Source organism: Paenibacillus sp. J22P143, from assembly GCF_059692035.1.
This window is the reverse complement of the sequence record NZ_JCAUAQ010000013.1, coordinates 68,950-93,504: the sequence shown is the minus strand read 5'-3', so window position 1 is coordinate 93,504 and position 24,555 is coordinate 68,950. Positions and strand designations below refer to the sequence as shown.

The window sequence follows — 24,555 nt, the reverse complement described above, 5'->3', positions numbered from 1 at the left end:
TCTATAAAATTTTTCTATTATGCGACGCTTCTCCACCTCCGAACGTAAACACTGAAATCAATGGTCAAAGATGCTAAAGTACATTAATTTCGATAGGATATGGCTCTAAATCGTAGAATTAGTGCGAAAATACAACCTTTTGGAACAAAAGCTACCAAAAGGTTGTTTACCTCCAGAAATAGTTGCATAATCGCACGCATGTTAGATTGAGAGGTTACTTCGATTCAAAAGGATGTACTTTTGCATTTTTGACCACATATGAATTTATAAGTTTCCGGTACTCGGAAGAACAAATTCTTATTGGCGATAAATGGTCGCTCATCCTCGAAGTACTTCGATAAAAGTTTTTCTCATGCTCCTCAGCTGTTTGATGTACTCACGACAGAAACTGTCTTTTTAATATTAAGACTAATTTCAAGAAAATAGGGCTGCCTCAATGCGAAATAGCAGGTGCATCATGCACCTGCTATTTTGCTTTCAATAAAACTGCCAACAAGTCGGAAAAGTGGAGTAAATCCACTGGAAATTAACTTTCTTCTTCATCCAGACTGATATACGCTCGAAGGTGTAGACTTCGCTCCAAACAATACTTTCGAACGGTTGGTGAGAGCATGTTACGAGCAATCAAAGAAGGACTAGCCAAAGGATTAAAAAAGACCCTTGGTGGTCAAGGACGCTTCTACAAAAAGAGCTTGATCACGATATTTATCGTTTCGGGTATTCCTGGACTCGTAATGGGGGGACTCGTGTATTGGATGGCAGGCGGGCGCGTGGAAAGCGAGCTGCTTCAGCTGCATTATCGGCAAATTGAACAAAGGTCGCAAAATATCGATGATCAATTAGGCAATCTGGAGCTGCTGCTATCCCATTGGGCGTTTGATAATAAATTTGACTACAGTTTAAATGGTTATGATTTTGTCCGGAATTTCGAACGCACTCAGGATATCACGAGAACGTTAATCGCCATGCAGGGCTCTAATGCCATGGTGAAGCATGCAGAGCTGTATGTGGGTGGAACAAGCTCCGTTCTGTTCAACCCTGAATATATGAAGATTGATGATCGTACAGCAGCCACAGCCACTAGATATGATCCTCTCATCCACGGTCAACATACGACCTACTGGACGCAATGGTCGTTTGATGCGAATCGTCCTGAGAACAAAGATCTAACGCTCGTCCATCAAATTCCCGGTGGAAGCCTGAAGCCGTTTGGTGTGTTAGTGTTTCGTTTTGATAGTCAAAAGGTGGCCAATATGCTCAATACACTGACGCCATATGATGGCGGGGAGACGTTTCTGATTCAGAATGCCGGCGAGCTTTTTGTTTCGGCGAACGGGAACACGTCAACTTCTCCGTTTGTAAGCGCTTTGCGTGAGAAAATAGCAGCACTTGAAGGCAAAAAAGGCTCCTTTTTTATGGATTGGGAGGACTCGACGTATACGGTTTCGTACGGCTGCTTAGCCAGAATCTCGGAGGATTGGACGTTCGTATCCGCATCGCCGATTTCGAGCATCACCTCACCCGTGGTCTTTATTTCCAAGCTGATTATTACGGTAAGTCTCGCCGTATTGCTGCTTGCGGCATTGCTTGCGTGGCTGGCTTCACGTCGCATCTATGTGCCAGTCAAAAGGCTGGTTTCGATGCTGGGGGGAAGCTCTTCTAACCCACCTCAGTGCGAATTTACACTGCTCGAATCACAATGGATGCAATTGCATAATGAGAGCTTGGCGCTGAATACGAAGCTGACCGAACAGCTTCCCCACCTGAAAGACAGCTTCCTGCATCAACTGCTTCAGGGATATTTGAATGCGTATTCAGAGGAAGATTTACGCCACCGGATGGAGCGTTTTAAGTGGGATGTGAAGAATAAGCAATTCGTTGTCCTCTACGTCCAGTTAATCGGGATGACTAGCATGGAGGGGAACTTCCGGCTAGGGGAAGAGGGATTAGTCACTTTTGCCGCCGTGAATATGATTGAGGAGCTGGCTGCTCAGTATGTTGAACAAAGTCATACCCTCAATTTTCACGATCTAACAGCAGGTATCTTGCTTATTCTTCCTGAGGGTCAAACCTATTCGGACATATGCCAAGCTTTTAGCGAAGAGTTGAAGCAATCGATCAATCGTATTTTGAAAATGCGCATGACCATGGCAATTAGCCGGCCTGTATCGCTGATTTCGGATGTACCTATCGCATTTGAACGAGCGAAGCAAGCGGTTAGCTACCGCTACTTCGAGAATGTGAACCAGATTATCGATATGGAGCATGACAATTTTGCAGGAGATGAAGACATGGAGTTGCAATATCCGTTCACACAGGAGCGAGAGCTCATTCAAGCTTTACGGACTGGAAAAGAAGGGGAAGCGAGCGAATTGCTGGTGTCTTTCCTGGAGGTCTTAACCTGCAAAGGGGCCAAAGAAATTGAGGTACAGCAAGGGATGCTGCATCTGCTTGGCAATGTTCAGCATGCCATTATGGTTTCCGGAATTAACCCGAATCGCCTCTTCAAAGGCGCGAATTTATATGAGCAGCTTTCCCAAATTAGGGAATCTTCGAGAATCCTTGCCTGGTTTCAGGAAAAAGTGCTAAGGCCTTTCATGAAGGAGATGTCAGGACGTTCCGACGCCCAAGTGAAACGGATTATAGAACAAGCCATGATTTATTTGCAAATGAATTATAGACAGGATATTTCGCTTGATAATTGTGCTGAGCACACGGGGACGAATCCTTTTTTCTTAAGCAGATCTTTCAAGCAAGTGACGGGGAAAAACTTTATTGATTATTTAACAGAGCTGCGCATTGATAAAGCGAAAGAGCTGCTTCGGGAATCGGAAATGCGGATTAATGACGTCGCCGATCAAGTGGGTTACCAGCATACGTATTTCAATCGAATTTTCAAAAAATTAGAAGGCATGACGCCAACGCGCTATCGAGAGCTCAGTCGAACTTCGTAAGCAACAATGTATAATATCGCCAAAAAAGTGCAAACAGCCCGATCGCAGATTAGCAATAATGTCCGCTTGTTCGCAAGAGATCCTCTTCCTACAATAGGGCTAGATGTGAAAAGGAGATGATCGCTTGGCTTCAGATCTGGCAATTAAGCTGCGTTGGCTAAACAAAGAGGCTTCCAAGCCTGTAGGAATAACATGGGGAATACCTTGGCGCGAGGGAGAGCTTGGGCGCGAAGAGTCATTGCTGTTGGAAACGAATGACGGCCAAGGAGTTGTGCCGGTGCAAAGCTGGCCGACCGCTTTCTGGCCCGATGGTAGTGTGAAATGGTCTGCTCATGCAGCTGCAATTCAATCTGGATCTGCAGAGGGGTTGGCTATTCGTAAAGGCAGGGGTCCCGATCCTGATTTCCGTATTCTCGTAACGGAAACGGATGACACCATTACACTAGACACTGGCATCATGATTTGCACATTAGGCAAGCAAGGTAAACATTGGCTTCGCAGCATTGCTCGTGATGGCAATGAGATATGCCGCGGCGGCGAGCTGATCTGCTTGAAGGAAGGGTTCAGCGATGCGTCCGGCGTTCGAATCAGCCGTGAAGAAACGTTCGAAAGCCGAGTGATACGGGCTGTTGTTGAACAAGACGGACCGATCCGGGCTGTCGTGAAGCTGGACGGCAGGCTTCGCTCGACAACGGGCGCTAGAGCGTGGCTGCCTTTTACACTGCGAATGTATGTGTATGCGGGTCAAGAAACGATTAAACTTGTGCATACGTTCCACTACGATGGGAATCCACACGAGGATTTCATCAAAGGTTTAGGCATCCGCTTTGCGGTTCCGATGAGAGGGGCCCAGTACAATCGACATATCCGTTTTGCAGGTGATCGCGGTTATTTCAGCGAATCGCCCAAAACCTTACATACCCGTCGTACCAAAGGGAAGTATAGAGAGCTTTTTGAGCGTCAAACGGTAGGCGAGTTGACCACTTTTGATCCCGTGGAGGATGCTTATTTCCTGGGGTTGTTGGATGATTCAGCGACTTGGGACAGCTTTAAACTTGTTCAAGATTCGTCTGAGCATTATCGGATTTGGAAGCGGACGAAGGCGGGCTGCAGCTGGGTCAAGGTGACAGACGGAGCACGCGCTGGCGGTCTGGGCTATGTTGGCGGTCTGGGCTATGTTGGCGGTGAGGGTGGCGGCTTGGCGGTGGGGTTGCGCCACTTCTGGGAGAAGCACCCATCTAGCTTTGAGGTACACGGTACAGCAGAGTCGGAAGCTGCGTTTACGATTTGGTTTTGGTCCCCCGATGGGACATCCATGGATCTTCGCCATTATGATACAGAAACACACGTGGAATCTTCGTATGAAGGAGCGGAAGAGCTTCGGGCAACCCCCTATGGGATTGCGAATACGAGTGAATTGTTGCTCTGGTGTACGCGTGAGACGCCAGACCCTGATCTTCTTCAACATATGCAGGAGGAAACGCAAAGCCCTTCGCTGCTCATTTGCGAGCCGGCGTATTATCACGAGTCGGGTGCTTTTGGCTACTGGAGCTTGCCGGATCGAAGCCATTCTGTGAAAGAACAGCTGGAGAATCGGCTGGATGGTATTATCGCTTTTTATCAAGAGGAAGTCGAGCAGCGGAAGTGGTATGGCTTCTGGGATTACGGCGATTTCATGCATAGCTACGATCCCGTTCGGCATATGTGGAATTACGATTTAGGCGGCTGTGCTTGGCAAAATACAGAGCTTGCGCCTAATATGTGGCTTTGGGTCATGTTCCTTCGTACGGGCCGAGCGGATATTTTCCGAATGGCTGAAGCGATGACGCGACACACAAGTGAAGTGGATTTGTACCATTTCGGCGAATATGCGGGACTGGGCTCTAGGCACAATGTGGTCCATTGGGGCTGCGGCTGCAAAGAGGCTCGAATCGGGATGGCGGGCTTACATCGTTATTTCTATTATTTGACCGCTGATGAGCGGATTGGGGATATCATGGATGAGGTGCGTGATTCCGATTTCATGACGGTGAATTTGGATCCGATGCGCGCTTATTTTCCGAAAGATGAGCATCCCACGCATATCCGAGTAGGACCGGATTGGGCGGCTTTCAGCTCAAACTGGATGACCCGATGGGAGCGTTATGAAGATACAGCGTATCGGGATAAAATCTTGGTTGGCATCAAGTGCATTAAGGATGCTAATTATGGCCTCATTTCTGGACCAACCTATGGGTATGATCCTAAGACAGGTGTATTGTCGCCGCTTGGGGACGATAATTGGGGAAGACATTTGGCCATTTGTATGGGGGGACCCCAAGTTTGGTTTGAACTAGCAGGCATGTTGAAGGATCCGGAGTGGGAAGACATGATGGCGGAGCTCGGCGTGTATTATAACCAAACACAGGAGAAGAAGGATAAGCTGACCCACGGTCACATCTCAACGAAGCATTTCGAGCATCCTGTGCTCAGCGCAGCGATCACAGCGTATGGTGCATTTTATAAGCAGGATGATGAGACAGCGGAGAAGTGTTGGTCCATTTTGCTGGGAAGCTCTTTTGCTAAGGTTGATCTTCAGCAGGAGGCTTCCGTTGTTACGCATGTGGACACCTTGCAAGAGATTGATTGGATGAACACCAATGAGGCTGCGCAATGGTCATTGAATACCATTACTGCACTTGAGCTGATATCAGATTGGCTTCCCCAATAGACGGGTTTTTAGGAGGAATTAGTTGTGGGACAAACGAGTAAGGAACCATATTTGATTGGCAAAATAGATATTAGTGCGGCTGGTCCGCGATGCAAAATGCTCCTTGGCGACCTGAACGGAGACGGCCGCATGGAGATGCTGTTGGTACATCCTGACAATCGGCAGGATGTTCGCTATATCCCCCATCAGGTGCAATGCCTGACGGCATATGATCTCGAAGGAAATCTGCTGTGGCAGACAGGCAAGCCAGATGCGGGAGCAGGGAGTGCGGGATCGGATTATCCCGCACAAATCGCTGATATTGATGGCGATGGTCAATTAGAGGTTTTATGCGTGATGGATGGGCGGTTTCTCATCCTGAACGGACAAAATGGCGAAGTGAAATCTTCGCATGAGCTGCCGCATGAGCATGCGCATGATTGCATCATCGTAGCGAATTTGACAGGTGGAGAATACGCCAGTGACATGATCCTGAAAGATCGCTACCACACCATGTGGGCGTTCGATCGTCATTTTAATTTATTATGGACGCACGAAGGTAATCCTGGGCATTTCCCATGGGTATATGATTTGGATGGTGATGGGAAAGACGAGGTTATGGCTGGTTATGATCTGTTGGACCATGATGGTCAGAAGCTATGGAGCTGTCAGGACCTCGAGGATCATGCCGACTGTATCTGGGTTGGGGATGTGAATGGCGATGGACAACCAGAGGTTGTAATCGGAGGTAGTGTTACCGTTATGTATGATCGATTTGGTGTGGAGCTCTGGCGCTATGAGGGTTCGATTGAATCGCAGCATATTGCCCTAGGCAGATTCCAGAGTGATAAGACAGGGTTGCAGATAGCAGGGCTGGATCGGCTTGTTCGTGAGGATGATGGAAAGGGGTTAATAGGGAAAGACGCCTTGTTTCTATTGGACAGCGAGGGCCGGGAAATATGGAAGGAAGACCGCCAAACGGATGGTTGGCTGACAATTATCGAGCCTCTCCGGGGCTGGGAAGCAGGTTCCGCGGATCTAATACTTGCTTTTCGTAGAGGTGGCGGTGTGTGGCCATCCTTGTATGATGGTGACATGAATGTTGTTGTTGAATTTCCGCTAAACGGTTACGCTGTACATGCCGATGTATGTGGCAGTGGGACAGAGCAAGTGATCATTTATAATGATGACACAGCCGCCATATATGGGAGTTGGCCGCTTTCGCTGCGAGAAGGTCTATCCGGCACACAACTGCCGCAGCCCAAACGCTTGTCCAGCTCAACCTTATATCCCGGCGGCGAAATTCCGTTGTGAGAAAACCTCTATCGATGCCATTCAAGATGAGCGAGCGCGTTTAGAAAGGAAATCTACGATGACACACGCATTTAAGTTCGATTTCGGGGTAGCGAACCCAGAGTCAGGTTACACCAAAATTACACCACAAGATGAGTATGAGAAATCTGTTGGATATGGATTTAGCAACGTGAAGAATGTGCATGCCAAAGATCGAGATGAACCGGGCTCGTTGCGTAGAGATTTTTGTATTCCGCTGGATACCTCTTTCTTGGTAGATGTCTCGGACGGGACCTATCGAGTTTCGATCCTATTAGGCGATGAGATTGCAGAAACGGAAACGTCGATCACCACGGGCGAAGGAAGGCTTGTGCTTCATAAGCAGCGTACTTCTGCTGGACATTTTGTACGGACGAGCTTTTCCGTATGGGTCACGGATGCACAGCTTAAGCTTACGTTCTCGGGCAGAGCACCGCGTATCAATGCGTTGGAAATCGAGCCTGTGCCAGCAGCTTGCACGCTATTTCTCGCAGGTGATTCAACTGTAACCGACCAACCGGCAGATGGGTATCCGTATGCGGGCTGGGGACAAATGCTCCCTCTGTTCGTCAAACCAGATGCGGCGGTAGCCAATTATGCGTTGTCGGGTCGCAGTTCCCTGAGCTTTATTCGCGAAGGTGTTTTGGATACTATTTGGAGCAAAATCAAGCCCCACGATTACCTGCTCATCCAATTCGGTCATAATGATCAGAAGCCCGATGAAGTGCGGTATACCGAGCCTTTTACCACGTATAAGGAAACATTAAAGATTTATTTGGATGGCGCTCGCGAGCGAGGGGCATATCCGATCCTGGTCACATCCGTGCAGCGTCGGTTCTTTGAGGAAGATGGCACCCTGCGCGATACGCATGGCGATTATCTGAAGGCGATGCGTGAGCTGGCCTTGGCCGAAGAAGTGCCATTGATCGATCTTGCTGCTAGCAGCAAAACTTTGTTTGAAGCGTTAGGTCCAGAGGGAACCAAGCGGTTATTCATGTGGTTGGCGCCAGGTGAATTCATGAATTTCCCGGATGGTGTCGAAGATAACACCCATTTCCAGCAGCAGGGTGGGATCGATGTGGCGAAGCTTGTGCTAACTGGGTTAAAGGACTTGAAGCTGCAGCCGCTAAGCTTGTATTTGCGGTGATGTAATGTCAGGAGTGGAAAAGGAGCTAAGCGGCGTGTTTGCGCTTAGCTCCTTTGTTTTGATTTGTGGCTGCAGCGGACAGTGCTCCCCGAAATGAGCCCGAATCGCTAGCCCACCCCCATCTCCACCCGCACCCGCACCCGCACCCGTACCCGCACCCGCATCCGTACCTCCATCTCCACCCATCTCCAGCCGCCCCCCAATCCCCACCCATCTCCGAGCTGAAACACTGAAATCAATGGTCAAAGATGCTAAAGTACACTTATTTCGATAAGATATGTCTCTAAATAGTAGAATTAGTGCGAAAATACAACGTTTTGGAGCAAAAGGTGCCAAAATCATGCTTACCTCCATAAATAATTGCATAATTGCACGCATTTCAGATAGAGAGGTTACTTCGATTCAAAAGGATGTACTTTTGCATTTTTGATGCTCATCAGCTTATTGCTGTACTCACGTCAGAAACAAAGTGACTTGGTGGAATGTCTTCCTAGTGGATCGTACTTCGTTTTTTCAATTCGTGGTTTCTTCCCATAAAAAAAAAGGCCCCCCGCCACATCCATGACTTTAGGGAACCCTCTATTCTTGACTCGAGACTACTGAATGTTAATCGTCGTGATAACGGCCCCATTACCTTGCAGGGTAATCGCATGATTGGCAACCAAATTTGTAATGCTCCCCGTAATCGTTACGCTTGAAGACACATTATACGTGGTCGTCAAGTTACTACCATTCGTTCCTGTTTGATTGATGGTGATTGTTGCAATTTTGCCTTGATTCGTAAAGGTTACACTGTTAAAAGTCCCCGAAACACTAAAGTTCTGATTGTTACCGTTGGTAAGCTGAGTGACTTCGGCATAGATGGCCGAATTATTATAGGATCGGATTTTAACAATGTCACCTGGCTGAAGCGCTGATGCGCTAACCGATGCTCCATTGCGATAGACGAATGCCTTTTCATTCAAAGTAATGGCTTGCGCTTGATTGCCGCTCACCAAAATGATGACATTATTCGTTGCAGAAATGATCGTACCTGTAAGCTGTGTAATGGTCGGAAGCGAAGAGGAGCTTCCATCAGCACGTTGGCTCACTTCGGCATGCGAGACAATACCGTTGTAGTAATGCACTTTAATGACATCACCTGGCAAGAGTACACTACTTGTTGTTTGAGCGCCATTCAAGTAAATGGATGTATTTGCGTGAAGCTGTAAGCTGTACGATTGACTGCCACTCGTTAGTGTGAGTAGGTTATTGTTAATCGGCCCCACAATGGTTCCCGTCATTTCACCCGTTGTATTCACTTGTGTAACACTTTTAGTGACTTCAATGACAGCTACGTAATTATTGTACGAATAGGATGTCAGAACATCTCCGACTTGCAGCGAGGCTATGTTCGTAAGTGCGCCATTTTTGTAAACGATCGCGTTACTGTTGAGTGGAAATCCTTTAATTTCGTTATTCGTCCTAAGCAGGAGTACACTATCATTGGTCGGGAAGGCCATTGTACCAGAAACAACACTATTGTAATTGGTTGGTGTTCCAACCGTTCCAACTGGCTGTGTCACTTCAACGAAGCTGACGCCATAGTTGTAAGAGCGTGTGCTTACGATATCACCAATTTGTATGCCTGCGGCCGTCGTCTGCGAACCGTTTCGGAAATAAAGTACAGTGCTATTTAGCGGTAGTGAGATGGTTTGCGTACCACTCAATAGGGTGATTGTGTTACCCGTGACAGCAGCGGCCACCATGCCGGTTTTCACACCGATGGCTTGCGTTGGCGTTGTTGTTGGATTGGTCGGGTTGCCGCCATTGGGTTGCGTTACTTCGATGTAAATGACGTTATTATCGTAGGAACGGATTTTTAGAAGGTCTCCCGTTTGCAAAGCAGATGGACTCACTTTAGCGCCATTCCGATAAATAAACACATTGGGATCAAGTGTGACATTGATGTTTTGGCCATTACTTCGAATGGTCAGTACAAGGCCATTAACAGGTGCTAGTACAGTACCTGTTACAAGCCCATCGATGCTGTTCGGCAATTGGTTGCCTGCGCGATCTAGTAACGCGGCAATTTCCGCGCGGGTTACGAGCTGTTTGGGGCGGAATGTATTGTCAGAGAAACCATTCACAAGTCCTTTGTCGACGGCTACCTTGACATATCCAACGGATCCAGCAGGTACGCTAGATGAGTCGGAGAAGGGGAGTTCTGCATTCATATTGGCTTCAGCTTCGTCCTGAAGTTTCAGAGCTTTGACGAGGAGCGTTGTGGCCCACAACCGATCTGCTGGTTGATTCGGGTTGACGTTCGTTTCGGATTCAGCAAATAGATCGTTCTCTAATGCGACCGCGACGTATCCGACGGCCCACGAAGGCACATTCGCTGCATCATGGAAATTCAGTTTAGTCGCCTTCTCCTCATCGGATTCTGCTTGATCACGCAGCCCCATTAACCGAACAGCTGCCGTAATGGCTTCGATGCGAGAGACCGTTTCTTGCGGTTTAAAGGTGCCATCGGGATACCCATCGAAAATGCGTCTAGAAACGAGACTCATGATGTAGCTTATAGCCCAATCAAAATCTTTGCCCTTTATATCTTTGAAGTCAAACTTAATTTCGGGTTTTGGGCGTTTGTCGGACATGGAGCGTGAATTGTTGCTGTGATTGTTTTCTTTGTGGTCGTCTCGACCGTTCTGAGCGAAGGCCGTTGTCCCCATTCCCATTACGAGTGAGATGGCGAGTGTGGGGACTAGCAGTTTTTTCATACGCGAATGCTTCATCTTTTTCTTCTCTCCTTAATAAAATAAATGAGTAGAAAATTGCGATTATGCGGTGCGTGCTTGAGTTGGTAAAGCTTATTACAGTATTCGGTCACAGATGGGTTTTTCTGGGTGTTGGTTGTTAAAAAAAGGAATTGAGAATTCTTGTGTTGCCCGAATGAGAGCTCGGAAAGCGAGCTTAAAGTGAGTGGTTAACCACTCTTATCAAGCCCGAAAGAGAGCCCCCAACGATCCGCTTGACCGCTTCCTTCGCTTAATACCATTAGCTTGGTTGCGCTTTCGCGATCTAGCGGCTTTTTTTTGGTAGATTTTAAAGATTCTGCGGCTTACTTCGGTCTTATTTCCAAAAAAAATTAATATATTTTTCTTAAAACAATCTTGAATGAGAAGGAAAATAAACCTTTATGAAGTAAGTAATAGAAATGAAATAATTCAATCAGTTCGTTCTAGCCTACTGGTCATTCACCCGTCCCTATTCCTAGCATAGTATGAAGGAAGGTGGTGATGAAAAGTGACAAATACAATTGAGGGCTGGATAATTTACACGTTGTGGGGTATTTTTGGTTTCATGTTGATTGATTTTTTTATCGCGTTCTTCAAATCCTTTTGGGCAGGCTCCTTTGGTCCTACACTCGTGTTAAGTTATTTGAAAGATGTCCTATACTATGTGCTGCCACTGACGGTCCTATTATCTATGATTACATTTGATCCAACAGGCTGGATTATCGTGATTTTTTATTTCATTTGCGGTCTCGCTGTGATGATCAAGTATGTGTTGGATATCATTAAAAGATTCCAATAATCTAACGGAGGCCCTGCGTAAAGCAGGGTCTAGATCGAAGCCCATTTCATAGGGAAATACCAACTTTATCATATGAAGGAAGTGTAGCCATGAGGAGATATCAATGGATTAGATGGCGAAAGTTGATCCTCTGGCTGATAGCCATTACCTTGATTTTCGGGGTGTTATGGATAGGTGGGCCGACCTATTGGAGTGTCGCGTTTAGTATAATCGGCTTACTGTTGAACCTGGTTATGGCTATGTCTTTTATGATCATTCAGTTTGTAGCACTATTCTGGTTCCTTGCACGAGGTCGTACCTACTGGATTCTGCCAGGAGAGACGGGATCGACTTGGGATGATTATCGTGGGAATCCTGAGATTGTGGAGAACGCGAAACGTATCGTTACCCTTCTGAAGGGTGTCAAGGAATTCAAGGAGATGGGCGGAGAAGCGATTCGCGGATTGCTGCTCTGTGGACCGCCAGGTACCGGGAAGTCATACTTAGCACAGGTTATTGCCAATGAAGCACAAGTACCATTTGCCTACGCATCAGCACCAAGCTTTCAGAATATGTTCTTCGGCGTCGGTAACCTAAAGGTAATGGGGATCTACAAAAAAGCTCGTAAGCTGGCGCGCGTCTACGGCGCATGTATCATCTTTATTGACGAGATCGATGCGATTGGGATGAGCCGACAAGGCGGCGGTGGCATGGGTATGGGTGGTATGATGGGCATGGGCGGCGGTTCTGGCTTGCTCAACGAACTTCTACTTCAAATGGACCCACCCAATATCGATAACTCTAAAATTGTGAAAATGCTGCGCTCGCTAGGTCTTCGCCGTAAAAAGGCAGAACGCCCGCCCGTGTTAACAGTAGCAGCTACGAACTTGCCAGATGTACTCGATTCTGCCTTGCTCAGGCCAGGCCGCTTCGATCGACAGCTCTGGGTAGATGTCCCTGACTATGACGGTCGGGTGGATATTTTCCAATACTATCTGAAAAAGGTAAAGCTGGACGAAACACTCACCGCGGAAAAAGCAGGTCTCGACTCCATTGGATATAGCCCTGCACAAATTAAACACATCGTTAACGAAGCGGTCGTTATCGCACATCAACGTGGTGCTGCGGCTGCCAGTTATGAGGACTTCCGGGCCGCGATGGAAACCTATGAGTGGGGTCTCAAACAGCCGCTCCGCTCCATGCGAGATGATGAGAAGCGGAATGTCGCTTATCACGAAGCGGGTCATGCAGTGGCGCAGTTCCTGCTTAAGCCGCACGAACGAGTTTGGAAAGTTACGATCGTTAGACGGGGAGGCGCGCTCGGGCTCTCGGCAACCAAAGAGACGCATGAGCGATATAACCGAAGCGACTCGGAGATGTTAGCAGAGATACAGGTGTGTCTGGCTGCCCGTGCGGTAGAGGATGAATTCCTGCACAAGAAATTAAATGGCGTTACTTCGGACTTACAGCATGCAACCCATATTGCGGGTGCGTATCTGGGGATGCTCGGAATGGGCGACGAACTGTTCAGCTTCTTAGCGGTAGGTTCGCGCACGGATGGTCTCAAGGCGCTTCGACCACAGATTAATGAGCTGCTCAAAGAGCAGATGCTCGAAGTGAAGAAGCTCGTGCTGGATTATACGGATTTCGTTCATAAGATTGCGGAAGAGCTGCTGAAACGTGAAGATTTGACAGGTGATGAAATTGAAGAAATCTTTACAGAGCTTTATGGGGACTCGCGCCCTAGGGCGATTGAGGTAAAGCCTGCGCCTCTGAAAAATCTTAAGCTTGAAAAATCGCTAGTCGTCATTGACGACATGGAAGAGGATCTCAAGGATTCGTAAAAAATAGGAATCTACGTCGGTAAATTGCCTCCTTTGTGGCTATAGTGGTCAGAAGGGGGCAATTTGTATGAAGTAAGATCGAAACATGCTATCTAGAGACAATAATCAAAGGAGAATTCGATCATGGACTATGATGTTATTGTGGTTGGAGCAGGACTCGCGGGTTTAGTGGCAACGGCAGAGATCGCGGATGCTGGCAAAAAGGTGCTGCTCCTGGATCAAGAACCAGAAGCCTCCTTTGGTGGACAAGCTTGGTGGTCATTCGGCGGTTTGTTTCTAGTTAATTCTCCCGAGCAGCGCAGGTTAGGCATTCAAGATTCGCAAGAGCTAGCCTGGCAGGATTGGCAAGGGTCAGCAGGCTTTGATCGCAAAGACGACGAGGATTACTGGGGCCGCAAATGGGCGGAGGCTTATGTCGAGTTCGCATCTGGTGAAAAGCGCGAGTGGCTGCATACAATGGGGGTACGCTTCTTCCCGGTTGTCGGCTGGGCAGAACGCGGTGGATATCTGGCAGAGGGGCATGGAAACTCCGTGCCTCGGTTCCACATCGTGTGGGGAACAGGGCCAGGCATCATCGCCCCTTTTGAACAACGCATTCGGGCGCATATGCGAAATGGACTGGTCGTGTATCAACCTCGTCATCGTGTGAACGAGCTGATTCAAAGCGGAGGTGCCATCACCGGCGTTTCAGGCTCTGTGCTTGTGCCTAGCTCTGCCGCTCGCGGGGAAGCGAGCTCGCGTGAGGTGATTGGCGAATTTAAATACCACGCGCAAGCGGTTATCGTAAGCAGCGGCGGTATTGGCGCTAATCACGACTTGATTCGCCAATACTGGCCAAGTCGGCTTGGCGAAGCGCCCAAGCGTATGCTCTCTGGCGTGCCGGCCCATGTCGATGGACGCATGCTTGCCATTACGGAGCAATCCGGAGGCCGGATTGTGAACCGCGACCGGATGTGGCACTATACCGAAGGGATCACCAATTGGAATCCCGTGTGGCATAACCACGGCATTCGAATTCTGCCAGGACCATCCTCACTCTGGTTGGATGCACGAGGTCAGCGATTACCAGCGCCTAACTTCCCTGGATTTGATACCTTAGGTACGTTAGAGACGATCCAAAAGTCTGGCTACGACTATTCCTGGTTTATTCTATCTCAGAAAATAATTGAAAAAGAATTCGCCTTGTCTGGCTCTGAACAGAATCCCGATTTGACAGGGAAAAGTATACGTAAAGTGTTGTCTAGAGCGCTGCCAGGAGCGATGGCTCCTGTACAAGCTTTTATGGACAAGGGCGAGGATTTCGTTGTTGCTCCGAACTTGGCTGAACTTGTCGCTGGCATGAATGCGTTGACGGAGGAGAAATTGCTTGATTTTGACCATATTGAACGGCAAATCAAGGCGAGGGATCGGGAGATCGCGAACACGTTTACCAAAGATCTACAAATCACAGCCATTCGAGGCGCTCGTAACTATATTGGAGATAAATTAATTAGAGTCGCTAAACCGCATCGCCTGTTGGATCCGAAGAATGGACCGCTCATCGCGGTGCGTTTGAATATTGTGAGTCGCAAAACCTTGGGTGGACTGCAAACAGACTTATCCGGTCGTGTACTGAATCAGGCGGGAGAGGCTATTCCTGGTCTTTATGCTGCCGGAGAGGCATGCGGCTTCGGTGGCGGCGGTCTTCACGGGTATCGCGCGCTGGAAGGTACGTTTCTCGGAGGCTGCTTATTTAGCGGCCGAGTAGCGGGACGAGCTGTTGCGAAGGAGCTAAACAAGTAATAAATGCAGAAAATAGCAACCTGAGTCGAAGAATATCGATTCAGGTTGTTTCTTGTTTGACAGCTACAAAAACAAAGTGAAAAGGGACAAACACCTTAAGTAACTCTCCCTTTCTCCTTAAGTTTACCGCTTCCATTGGAAGCAGTATTTTCCTATGATTAGGATACCAACTACGAGACAGCATCCTACTTTGCAAGACGAGAGGGTGATCAGAGCAATAATGTAATCGCTTACCTATTGGGGAATGAGACATGACTGATCGGTTCCAATCTAAGGGAGGTATACAATGCGTAGTTTGAAGAAAATAGTTTCATCCGTATCCATGATGGCGATTGTTCTTAGTTTGTGGAGTCCTGGCGTTTCGCAAGCAGCAACACCGATCGGTGATGCGAATTCATCGATATTTGGTCCCAATGTGTATGTATTTGATCCCGATATGCCTGCGGCGGACATTCAAAGTGCCGTAAATGCCGTATTTACAAGGCAAGAGTCCAACGAGTTTGGCACGGAAAGAGATGCGTTTTTATTTAAACCAGGAACTTATAATGGCAATTACTTTATCGGCTTTAATACGCAAGCTTCGGGACTGGGGCTCAATCCAGATGATGTCTTGATCAATGGCGGACTGAATGTGAATGCGGATTGGGATAATGGGAATGCGACACGTAACTTTTGGCGAGGTATTGAAAATCTGAGCATTAATCCAACTTTCAATTACACACCGCCTGCACCTGCTCATTTCTCTGCGGGTACGACGCAAATCGCTGTTTCCCAAGCGGCACCACTTCGACGCTTACACATTAAAGGGAAATTAAATTTGTTCGATTTTGATGGTGGATGGGGTGCTGGATGGGCAAGCGGAGGCTTCTTAGCGGATTCAATCGTGGATGGTCAAGTCACACCTGCTTCCCAACAACAATGGTTCTCTAGAAACAGTCAGTGGGCGAGTTGGTCTAATGGGGTTTGGAACATGATGTTTGTCGGTGACAAGAACACACCTACGGGGAACTTTCCTGATCCGCCTTATACGGTCGTTCCGAATACACCTCTCATTCGGGAAAAGCCTTATCTATATGTAAACAATGCGAATCAATATCAAGTATTCGTACCTTCGCTTTCTCAGAATACACAAGGTGCAAGCTGGGCGAATGGCCCAACACCAGGTGAATCCATTGGTATAGATCAGTTCTATATTGTGCGTGCCGATGTACCGGCTACGACAAGTGCTTCGAATATTAATGCTGCGCTGGCGGATGGCAAGAATTTGCTATTCACGCCGGGAATCTATCACATAAATGATACAATTCATATCAACAATGCCAATACGGTCGTGCTTGGTATCGGGATGCCGACGCTCATTCCAACGACAGATAAACCAGCGATGACGATTGCTGATGTGGACGGCGTGAAATTGGCAGGACTGCTTTATGAAGCGGGGCCCAATGTAACATCTTCGTTATTAGAAGTCGGTCCAGCAGGCAGTTCAGCTGATCATGCTGCTAATCCAACTTCGTTGCATGATCTATTCTTCCGTACAGGAGGAGCGGTAGTGGGTCAAAATAAAGCACAAATGACCATTAACAGTGATGATATTATCGGCGATCACTTCTGGATGTGGCGCGCAGACCATGGTGCAGGGGCTGGTTGGACGGAGAATGTTTCGACGAATGGGCTGATCGTGAATGGCGACGATGTCACCCTTTATGGCTTATTCAATGAGCATCACAATGAGTATCAAACCTTATGGAATGGGAACGGCGGTCGCACCTACTTCTATCAGTCGGAGATTCCATATGATGTTCCGAATCAAATCTCTTGGATGAACGGAACGAAGAAAGGCTATGCTTCTTACAAAGTAGCTGATTCGGTAACTACGCATGAAGCTTGGGGTCTCGGTGTCTACTCCTATTTCCGAGATGGGGCTGTAAAGCTCGATAGTGCAATTGAAGTGCCGAATGTCGTAGGTATCAAAATACATCATGCAACAACCATTTGGTTAAATGGTTTGCCAGGCAGTGAAATCACGCACATCATTAACGATATAGGCGGGCGTGTCTATGGTACTTCAGGCAGTTCCATGAGACAGACTATCAACGAATTTGTCGGTTCGGATGCAGGTGACGCGATAGCGCCAAGCGCACCAACGAATTTGGTAGTGACAACTGCGGCCTATAACCAAGTCAACCTGAGTTGGACAGGATCGACGGATAACGTTAGCGTTGCGCGCTATGACATTTATCGGAATGGCAGTCTTATTGGAAGTTCAACTTCAACCTCGTATAGCGATATCAGTGCGAAGGCATCAACCGCTTATACCTACACCGTTAAAGCGAAGGATGGAGCAAACAATACTTCGGATGTAAGCAATACCGCAACGGTCACAACGCCGAAAAAAGCGCTAGACCGAACAGGCTGGACTGCGACGTCAACGTCGACAAGTGCAGACGGTCCGATGAACTTATTGGACGGTAAAATGAATACGCGTTGGACGATGGGTAAACCTATGGCTCCATCGCCGGAGCAGTCATTCACCATTGACATGAAGGTTCCTACGAACCTCAATGGTATCGAAATGGATTCGACAGGAAGTAATACGGATTATGCTCGTGGTTATGCCGTATACGTCTCGAATGATGGCGTAAATTGGGGTAGTGCCATTGCTACAGGGGTTGGTACAGCACCGATCATCTTAGCTGAATTTACACCGCAAATTGCGCGCTATTTCAAAGTCATTCAGACAGGTACGATCTCGAATTGGTGGTCGGTTCGCGAGGTTAGAGCCTACGGTCCGACGCAGTCTGCAGCATCCTTATACGGTCCTGCATCAGTGACTAGCGGGCAATCCTTTGATACGACTGTTGATGTGGATAGTGTAGTGACAAGTGTGTACGCACAAGATATTATGTTCACGTATGATCCGAATAAGTTGGAATTTGTTTCGGCAGAATCCTTGAATCCGGCGATCACGCTTGTTGACTATAAGCCGGATGGGACTGGACATTTACGATTATTGACAGCTAAATTAGGCAGCGGCAATGTGAATGGACCTTTGCTTATGTTGCATTGGATTGCGAAAACAACGGTCGATACTGTGAGCACGACGATCGCGCTAAGCAGTCTAGCATTAGCAGATTTGCAAGATGAAACTAATCTAGACCCGACTTCCCAAGTGGTTCTGGTTAAAGCAATCGTGGATCTGGAGGAATTGAACGCCAAGATTGCTGCGGCTCAATCGACGTATAATGCAGCTACGGAAGGATATGAAATTGGCCTTTACGCTGCAGGTTCGAAAGCAACCCTGCAAGCTGCGATTAATGCAGCGTATAATGTTGCTGCGAACCCAGATGTTACAAAACAACAAGTGACAGTAGCAATTGCGAATTTGGATGCTGCTCTTGTTGAATTTAATAAAAAGAAATACACAAGCACACCTGGTGACTTGAATACAGATGGTAACTTCACGGTTGTCGATTTAGCCATTGTAGCAGCGGCATATGGCAAAACGTCTGCAGATACAGATTGGGCACAGTATGAAAAAGCCGATTTCAACAAAGATGGAAGAGTGGATCTGGTTGATTTGGCTGCTGTGGCACAACGTATTCTTCATTAATCGTCAGGGGAAAAAGGTTAAAACAAGTTAGTTAGGTTGAAGCATGCCCGTCGTGATACTTTTTGTATGATCTCATGGCGGGTGATGCTGCCTTTCACTCGGTCGGATTAGTTTTTATATGCTGAAGGAGGATATCGAACATGGCTTTGCGGAAATGGATGACCTACAGCTTCGTTTTTGTATTCCTGACAAGCTTGATCCTTCCTACATCGATTTGGGCCTCTGAGGCTGAGCAGACAGGCACATTCACGATGACGGTTTCTTCACAAATGCCTAATCATGGCGACACCATTGAAGTTGTCATTGAGGGACATCAAATGATAGATGTATACGCTTTTGAAATGAATATGGAGTATGATCCTACACGGTTAAAATTCATAGATGCCAAGTCCGATGCACCTGGATTCTCTGTCCCGCCGAGTATTAAAGATACACATATCCAGCTTGCGCATACAAAGGTCGGTCAAGGGAAAGGATTAGAAGGAGAGCAGCCATTATTCAAGTTACACTTCCAAGTGATTCAAAATGGGAAAAATGAACTTAAGCTAAGTAGTGTGAAGATGGTGGATTCCAAGCTCGTTAGTACGACAAAGCAAACGAGTGTGGCGACCACCCTAACCAACCACAATCCTTATTCCTTCGATGATCTTGATTCATTCGATTGGGCTGCTGAGGCTATCGAAGAATTGGCTGCCAAAGGCATCGTGAATGGCACAGGAGATAGACAGTTTAGTCCAGGTGCAGCGGTGACGCGTGCCGATTATCTTGTGCTTTTAATGAGAGCGCTTGGGCTGAAAGGGGCAGTTGGCGAACAATTCGGCGATATCGAGGATGGTGTTTATTATGCGGAGCCAGTAGCAATTGCGAGGTCATTGGGCATTGCACAAGGAGACGAAGCGAATCAGTTTCATCCTAAAGCTTCGATTACGAGAGAGGATATGATGGTGCTCACGGATCGGGCATTGCGCGTATCGAATCATCTTTCTATGATGGGTAGTCAGTCTGAGCTTTCTGCTTTCAATGACGTCTCAATGATTTCAGGTTATGCCTTAAATAGTGTCTCTACGTTAGTTAAAATAGGTCTCGTACACGGCTATGCCGATGGTATTCATCCGAAAGAGACGACAAATCGTGCGCAGGCTGCTGTCCTTATCTATAATCTTCTGTCATATATCAAGTGACGACTTGATTGGTTTGGAGAGATTACCTGTTGAAAGGACCTTGGGGCGCTTATCCCGTCTCAGGGTCCTTTTTCTTTGCCGAGCGATCCAATGAGACACTTGCTTGTCGCTATATTGCAATATTTGTAAGCAACATGCGCGAGTAACTTGTGTTAAAATGGGAAAATCGGCTTGAAATCAACAGGTATGAGGTGAACCATTTTTGCTGCAATTATCAACTTATAAACGAAAGACAGTTTTCTCCACGCTTCAAAGTTTCCTGAGTGTCGTTCTGAGCAGCCATAAGCTGACGTTTTATACGTTCATTGCTTTACTGTGGAAGTCGCAGCTTTTACTGGCAGCACTGCATGCGCCAGATACGGCTGGGATCAATATTGGCAAAATGTATTTCACAATTCCACCCGTCCTTTCGCATTTTATGCTCATTTTGTTTGTTGTTGCCTTTGGACTCTTTTTCAAAAAGCGAGGTCGACGCAACTATTTGATCGGTATTCAGGTGCTGTTCAGCTTATTGTTGTTTTGCGATTTAGTTTATTACAGAGCGTATGCAGCGTTTCTATCGCTTCGCTTCATTGTTCATCCCAATGGATTTAATCCACTCGATTATAATCTTTGGACGTTTATACGCCCGTTTGATTTGTGGCTGTGGGTTGATCTCGTGGTGATTGCTGCGATTGCGCTTTTCCGTTATAGAAACACTTCGATCATATCACGCCGAAGTGAACGTAAAAGGCAGCCAATCCTAGCTATCTCGCTGATGATACTAGCTGCTGGGGTTGTTTCCTACGACCATTATCGTATCGATGTGAAGGATACGACAAACGGCGAGATGAGGTTCTTCAATTTGAGTTGGGCGCCTTTTCAATCTATGTCAGATATGTCACCCATTGGTTATCATCTTTATGATGGATTACGTCTTCTCGGTGAAGCGAAAAGCATCAACCTTGCCGATCAAGAACGCGCAGAAGTACAGGATTGGTTTGCACATAATGCGGAAGGTTTGCCGGATAATAGCTACAAAGGGAAATTTCAAGGGAAAAATCTAATCGTCATTCAGGTAGAATCCTTAGAAAATTTCGTTATTGGTCAGAAAGTTAACGGACAAGAGATTACGCCGAACATCAACCGTTTACTAGGTAACAGTTTGTATTTCTCTAACTTCTATGAGCAGGTCAATAATGGGACGAGCTCAGATAGTGATCTGTTGACAACTACGTCGGTGTTTCCAGTTCGAGAAGGCGCGAATTTCTTCCTATATCCAACCAACACGTATAATTCGCTGCCAAAGCTGATGGAGGGCATGGGCTATCGAACGATTTCCACGCATTCAGAACCCGCGGGGAGTTGGAACTGGGTCGAGGCCCATCACAATATCGGGTATCAAACGAGTTGGGATCTAAGGCAGTACAAGGTAGATGATACCGTAGGACTTGGCTTGTCAGATGAGTCGTATCTCAAGCAGCTAGGCGATAAAATGACGGCAGTCCAATCCCCATTCATGCTTCATGCCGTTACTTTATCCAGCCATGGACCTTTCGATTTACCAGAGAAAACGAAGGAGCTTCGTCTAGATCCGAACTTGGATAAGACGATCATGGGCGCTTATTTCCAAGCGATCAACTACACAGATAAACAGATTGGCGCATTCATAGACAAGCTGGATCAATTAGGCTTGTTGGATCAATCGGTTGTTGCCATTTATGGTGACCATACAGGTGTGCATAAATACTATCAGGACCAAGTCGACGCGATTCCATCCTTGGAAAATGAAGTATGGAGAACGCATACGCTGCAACTTCCTTTCATTGTTTACAGCAAAGGGATGGATGGCGAGGAGATTCCCACGATCGGGGGGCAAATTGACACATTACCGACGCTTGCCTACCTAATGGGAGTAGATAAAGCGAAATTTGAGTCAACCGCTATGGGGAAAATCCTGGTGAATACGAATAAAAATTTCACGATTCTCAACAATGGAACACTGGTGGGGGAGCCTGGGGATGCGGAGAAAGAACATATCCTGCGTTCGTTCCAAATCGCTAGTTGGCTGCACGAGAGCAATTATTTTGCGAAATAGAAAATGACGAGAAGAGCTAAGCAGATGCTTAGCTCTTTTTTGCGCGCGGCGAGGCTCGGGGGATCGACTCACCAGCGCTGCCGAGCCCGAGATACTCGATTATTTCGAGTATCTCGGCTGCAAAAGAGCTGCCGAGCCCGAGATACTCGATTATTTCGAGTAACTCGGCTGCAAAAGAGCTGCCAAGCCCGAGATACTCGATTATTTCGAGTAACTCGGCTGTAAAAGAGCAGCCGAGCCCGAGATACTCGATTATTTCGAGTAACTCGGCTGCAAAAGAGCTGCCAAGCCCGAGATACTCGATTATTTCGAGTAACTCGGCTGCAAAAGAGCTGCCAAGCCCGAGATACTCGATTATTTCGAGTAACTCGGCAGCCAAAGGCCCAGTCGCGCCTGAATTAGTCGGTTTGTTCCGACTTTTTCGATTAACTCGATTGTGACAGAATAAACGAAGAGGCTGTCCACAAGTAGTGATACTACTTGTAAACAGCCCCATATTTGTTCCTTCAACTACCTATTTCACATCAGAAAGAAGGAATTTATCGTTTGCTTTTTTCGTCGTATAGGTAACGCCATCTTTCGTTGTGAATTTCACAAGCTCAGGCGTGTTCGCTTTATCAAACGTGATTTCTTCTTTCTTTGTCGCCAAAATATTGGACGTAAAGTACGATTTCGTGTTCGTAGCGAACGACGCACCTGCCTTTGTATCCGTTACATAATGATTCGTTAGAGTATCTACCAACGTAGCGTCAATGTAGCTGGATAGGAACTTCTTTGCTGTTTCTTTGTCTTTCGCAGCAATGGGGTTTACGATGAAAGCGCCGTCTGCTGATTTGGCTTCAGCGAACAAGTAATCTACTTTCTCGCGTGCAATTCTAGCAGCAATATAGCCTTTCATGTTCGTTGCATCTTGCGTTACAGCAGCGGTTGCTTGTGGAGCTGCGGTTGCTGTAGTAGCTGGGGTTGGTGAATTTGCAGAATCTTTGGACGTACAAGCCGCGCCTGTTACTGCTATCGTAAATATTAGAAGCCCTGCAGCCGTTTTTTTCAATGTCATTTGGGTACACCTCATTATCATTTATGTACTGGCTTATATTGTTAAAATAACCGAATTCTATGTTAATAGGATAGCCAGCAAGATAAAAATATAAACGATCAGGGTGGGAATTGCAAACGTGTAGGAGCGAAAATGCAAAGTGGAATTGGGAATACGCTGCTTAGTAATCATGGAAACGCTTGTAATTGTGACAGTTTCCGAGTGATGTATGCTTATGAATTTCAAATTAGTGGATTTTAAGTACTGACTTTGGCAGGTTACCTCTAATATTTTCTAATAAATGGATGAAATGACGTTAAATGAGTCTATTTTTTGTCTAATTTGCGACTTTATCGACTAACACGACCAGCAAAGGCGCAGCTGCACATGAAAAGTCGACTTATCGAATAACTCGGGTCGAATTGATTCTCCGGTATCCAATAGTCCGAAATTATCGAATTAATCTCACTGTTCGCTCAATATACAACCCCCAATCAAGGAAAATAGGTAGACAATTCGGCAGAATCTGACCAATTGTCCTTTTTAGAAAGGAATCCTCGATTTAATTCGGAGATATCGGACTAACACGAAAAAATCCACATCATCAGATGTGGATGATCCAGTCATTTTCCCAAGTAAACTCCTTATAAATAGATCTAACGGGAGCCACGATAAGGACTTTCGCTTCGCCTGATTTCACGGTCACTGGCGTTAAAGGTACTTCCAGCGAGCGAAGCAGATCTGCGGATTCCTCCAACAAGATGGTTTGCCAGTCGTAACTGGCGGCAGCAGCCAGATCGAGCCGTTGCCGAAGAGTTGGCGATGAAGGCGTATGATTAAGACCGAGAGCTTTAGCGAAAAATTTATCTTCCCGGAAAGGCTCAATATGATCGAAATCGCTTTTACCTTGGCACTAAATAACGACCTTGGCAAGCATGTCATTCAAAAAGTTTCACGGATTCAGGAAAATGTTATTAAACTAGATATTAGGAATATTATTTATCGTTTAAAGTCTCTTTATTTTTTATTTATGCTTAATAATTGCAAGAATAATTGTTAAGAAGCAATGGACATATTGAAGTGACCGTACCTCGAGGCATTCCAGGTGACATCAATCACGATGGTAAAGTGAGCATCGGGGATCTGGCCTTGGCTGCGGTCAATTACGGAAAAACGTCATTCGATTCGTATTTGAATTGCCAGAAAACTGAATATAGAGAATTGGCATTGGATAAACTGTTAAAATATAGGTGGATTTCAAGCGCCTTTGGTGCTCATTTTACGGTAAATCGTGTAGAAATCGTGACAGCATGTTGAAAATTGTGTATTATGACCTTGGTAATAT

15 protein-coding genes and 1 pseudogene are annotated in these 24,555 nt (G+C 46.7%); 11 read left to right on the top strand and 5 right to left on the bottom strand.

The genetic code is table 11. The features are described 5' to 3' along the window. Nucleotides 1-611 precede the first annotated feature (611 nt). From AC58PQ_RS18240 to AC58PQ_RS18225, 4 genes are all read left to right on the top strand, one after another. Nucleotides 612-2,954, top strand: a complete 2,343-nt coding sequence (locus AC58PQ_RS18240) for a helix-turn-helix domain-containing protein (protein WP_497243949.1) — start codon at nt 612-614, stop codon at nt 2,952-2,954. Nucleotides 2,955-3,078: 124 nt separating this feature from the next. After that, nucleotides 3,079-5,664, top strand: a complete 2,586-nt coding sequence (locus tag AC58PQ_RS18235) for an exo-rhamnogalacturonan lyase family protein (protein WP_497243946.1) — start codon at nt 3,079-3,081, stop codon at nt 5,662-5,664. A gap of 96 nt (nt 5,665-5,760) precedes the next feature. Beyond that, nucleotides 5,761-6,957 carry an FG-GAP-like repeat-containing protein gene (locus tag AC58PQ_RS18230; RefSeq protein WP_497244040.1) on the top strand — a complete coding sequence of 399 codons (1,197 nt, stop codon included), beginning with the start codon at nt 5,761-5,763 and terminating at the stop codon, nt 6,955-6,957. A gap of 58 nt (nt 6,958-7,015) precedes the next feature. Further along, nucleotides 7,016-8,122 carry a rhamnogalacturonan acetylesterase gene (locus tag AC58PQ_RS18225; protein WP_497243944.1) on the top strand — a complete coding sequence of 369 codons (1,107 nt, stop codon included), beginning with the start codon at nt 7,016-7,018 and terminating at the stop codon, nt 8,120-8,122. Here AC58PQ_RS18225 and AC58PQ_RS18220 read toward each other — a convergent pair. Continuing rightward, the gene (locus AC58PQ_RS18220; RefSeq protein WP_497243942.1) at nt 8,102-8,308 is read right to left on the bottom strand and encodes a hypothetical protein; all 207 of its coding nucleotides are present in this window, start codon (nt 8,306-8,308) and stop codon (nt 8,102-8,104) included. The two genes, AC58PQ_RS18225 and AC58PQ_RS18220, sit on opposite strands and share 21 nt — an antisense overlap. A gap of 410 nt (nt 8,309-8,718) precedes the next feature. Beyond that, a complete protein-coding gene (locus tag AC58PQ_RS18215) occupies nt 8,719-10,899 on the bottom strand; it encodes an S-layer homology domain-containing protein (RefSeq protein WP_497243940.1) in 2,181 nt (726 codons plus the stop codon). Between the two features lie 511 nt (nt 10,900-11,410). Between AC58PQ_RS18215 and AC58PQ_RS18210 the strand changes: the two genes are divergently transcribed. The 6 genes from AC58PQ_RS18210 to AC58PQ_RS18185 all read left to right on the top strand — a co-directional run bounded on the left by AC58PQ_RS18210 (nt 11,411) and on the right by AC58PQ_RS18185 (nt 22,174). Next, entirely contained in the window at nt 11,411-11,701 is a 291-nt protein-coding gene (locus tag AC58PQ_RS18210) for a hypothetical protein (RefSeq protein ID WP_497243938.1), read from the top strand. 89 nt (nt 11,702-11,790) lie between these two features. After that, nucleotides 11,791-13,524 carry an AAA family ATPase gene (locus tag AC58PQ_RS18205; protein WP_497243936.1) on the top strand — a complete coding sequence of 578 codons (1,734 nt, stop codon included), beginning with the start codon at nt 11,791-11,793 and terminating at the stop codon, nt 13,522-13,524. Nucleotides 13,525-13,647: 123 nt separating this feature from the next. Continuing rightward, the gene (locus AC58PQ_RS18200) at nt 13,648-15,306 is read left to right on the top strand and encodes an FAD-binding dehydrogenase (RefSeq protein WP_497243934.1); all 1,659 of its coding nucleotides are present in this window, start codon (nt 13,648-13,650) and stop codon (nt 15,304-15,306) included. Between the two features lie 286 nt (nt 15,307-15,592). Then, entirely contained in the window at nt 15,593-18,916 is a 3,324-nt protein-coding gene (locus tag AC58PQ_RS18195; protein WP_497243932.1) for a pectate lyase-like domain-containing protein, read from the top strand. Nucleotides 18,917-19,056: 140 nt separating this feature from the next. Further along, on the top strand, nt 19,057-20,097 hold the full coding sequence (locus AC58PQ_RS18190) for an S-layer homology domain-containing protein (RefSeq protein ID WP_497243930.1): 1,041 nt from the start codon (nt 19,057-19,059) through the stop codon (nt 20,095-20,097). 202 nt (nt 20,098-20,299) lie between these two features. Next, nucleotides 20,300-22,174: an LTA synthase family protein gene (locus AC58PQ_RS18185; RefSeq protein ID WP_497243928.1), complete on the top strand. Its 1,875-nt coding sequence runs from the start codon at nt 20,300-20,302 to the stop codon at nt 22,172-22,174. Nucleotides 22,175-22,202: 28 nt separating this feature from the next. On the opposite strand, the gene AC58PQ_RS18180 is transcribed toward AC58PQ_RS18185, so the two are convergent. The 3 genes and pseudogenes from AC58PQ_RS18180 to AC58PQ_RS18170 form a co-directional block, all read right to left on the bottom strand. Then, nucleotides 22,203-22,553, bottom strand: a complete 351-nt coding sequence (locus AC58PQ_RS18180) for a hypothetical protein (protein ID WP_497243926.1) — start codon at nt 22,551-22,553, stop codon at nt 22,203-22,205. 135 nt (nt 22,554-22,688) lie between these two features. Continuing rightward, nucleotides 22,689-23,231, bottom strand: a complete 543-nt coding sequence (locus AC58PQ_RS18175) for a hypothetical protein (protein ID WP_497243924.1) — start codon at nt 23,229-23,231, stop codon at nt 22,689-22,691. 682 nt (nt 23,232-23,913) lie between these two features. Then, nucleotides 23,914-24,123 (bottom strand): annotated as a pseudogene (locus AC58PQ_RS18170) (IS1380 family transposase); the annotation flags it as partial. Between the two features lie 167 nt (nt 24,124-24,290). On the opposite strand from AC58PQ_RS18170, the gene AC58PQ_RS18165 reads away from it, so the two are divergent. Beyond that, complete coding sequence (locus tag AC58PQ_RS18165) at nt 24,291-24,527, top strand: hypothetical protein (protein ID WP_497243922.1); 237 nt, start codon at nt 24,291-24,293, stop codon at nt 24,525-24,527. The last annotated feature ends 28 nt before the right edge of the window (nt 24,528-24,555 follow it).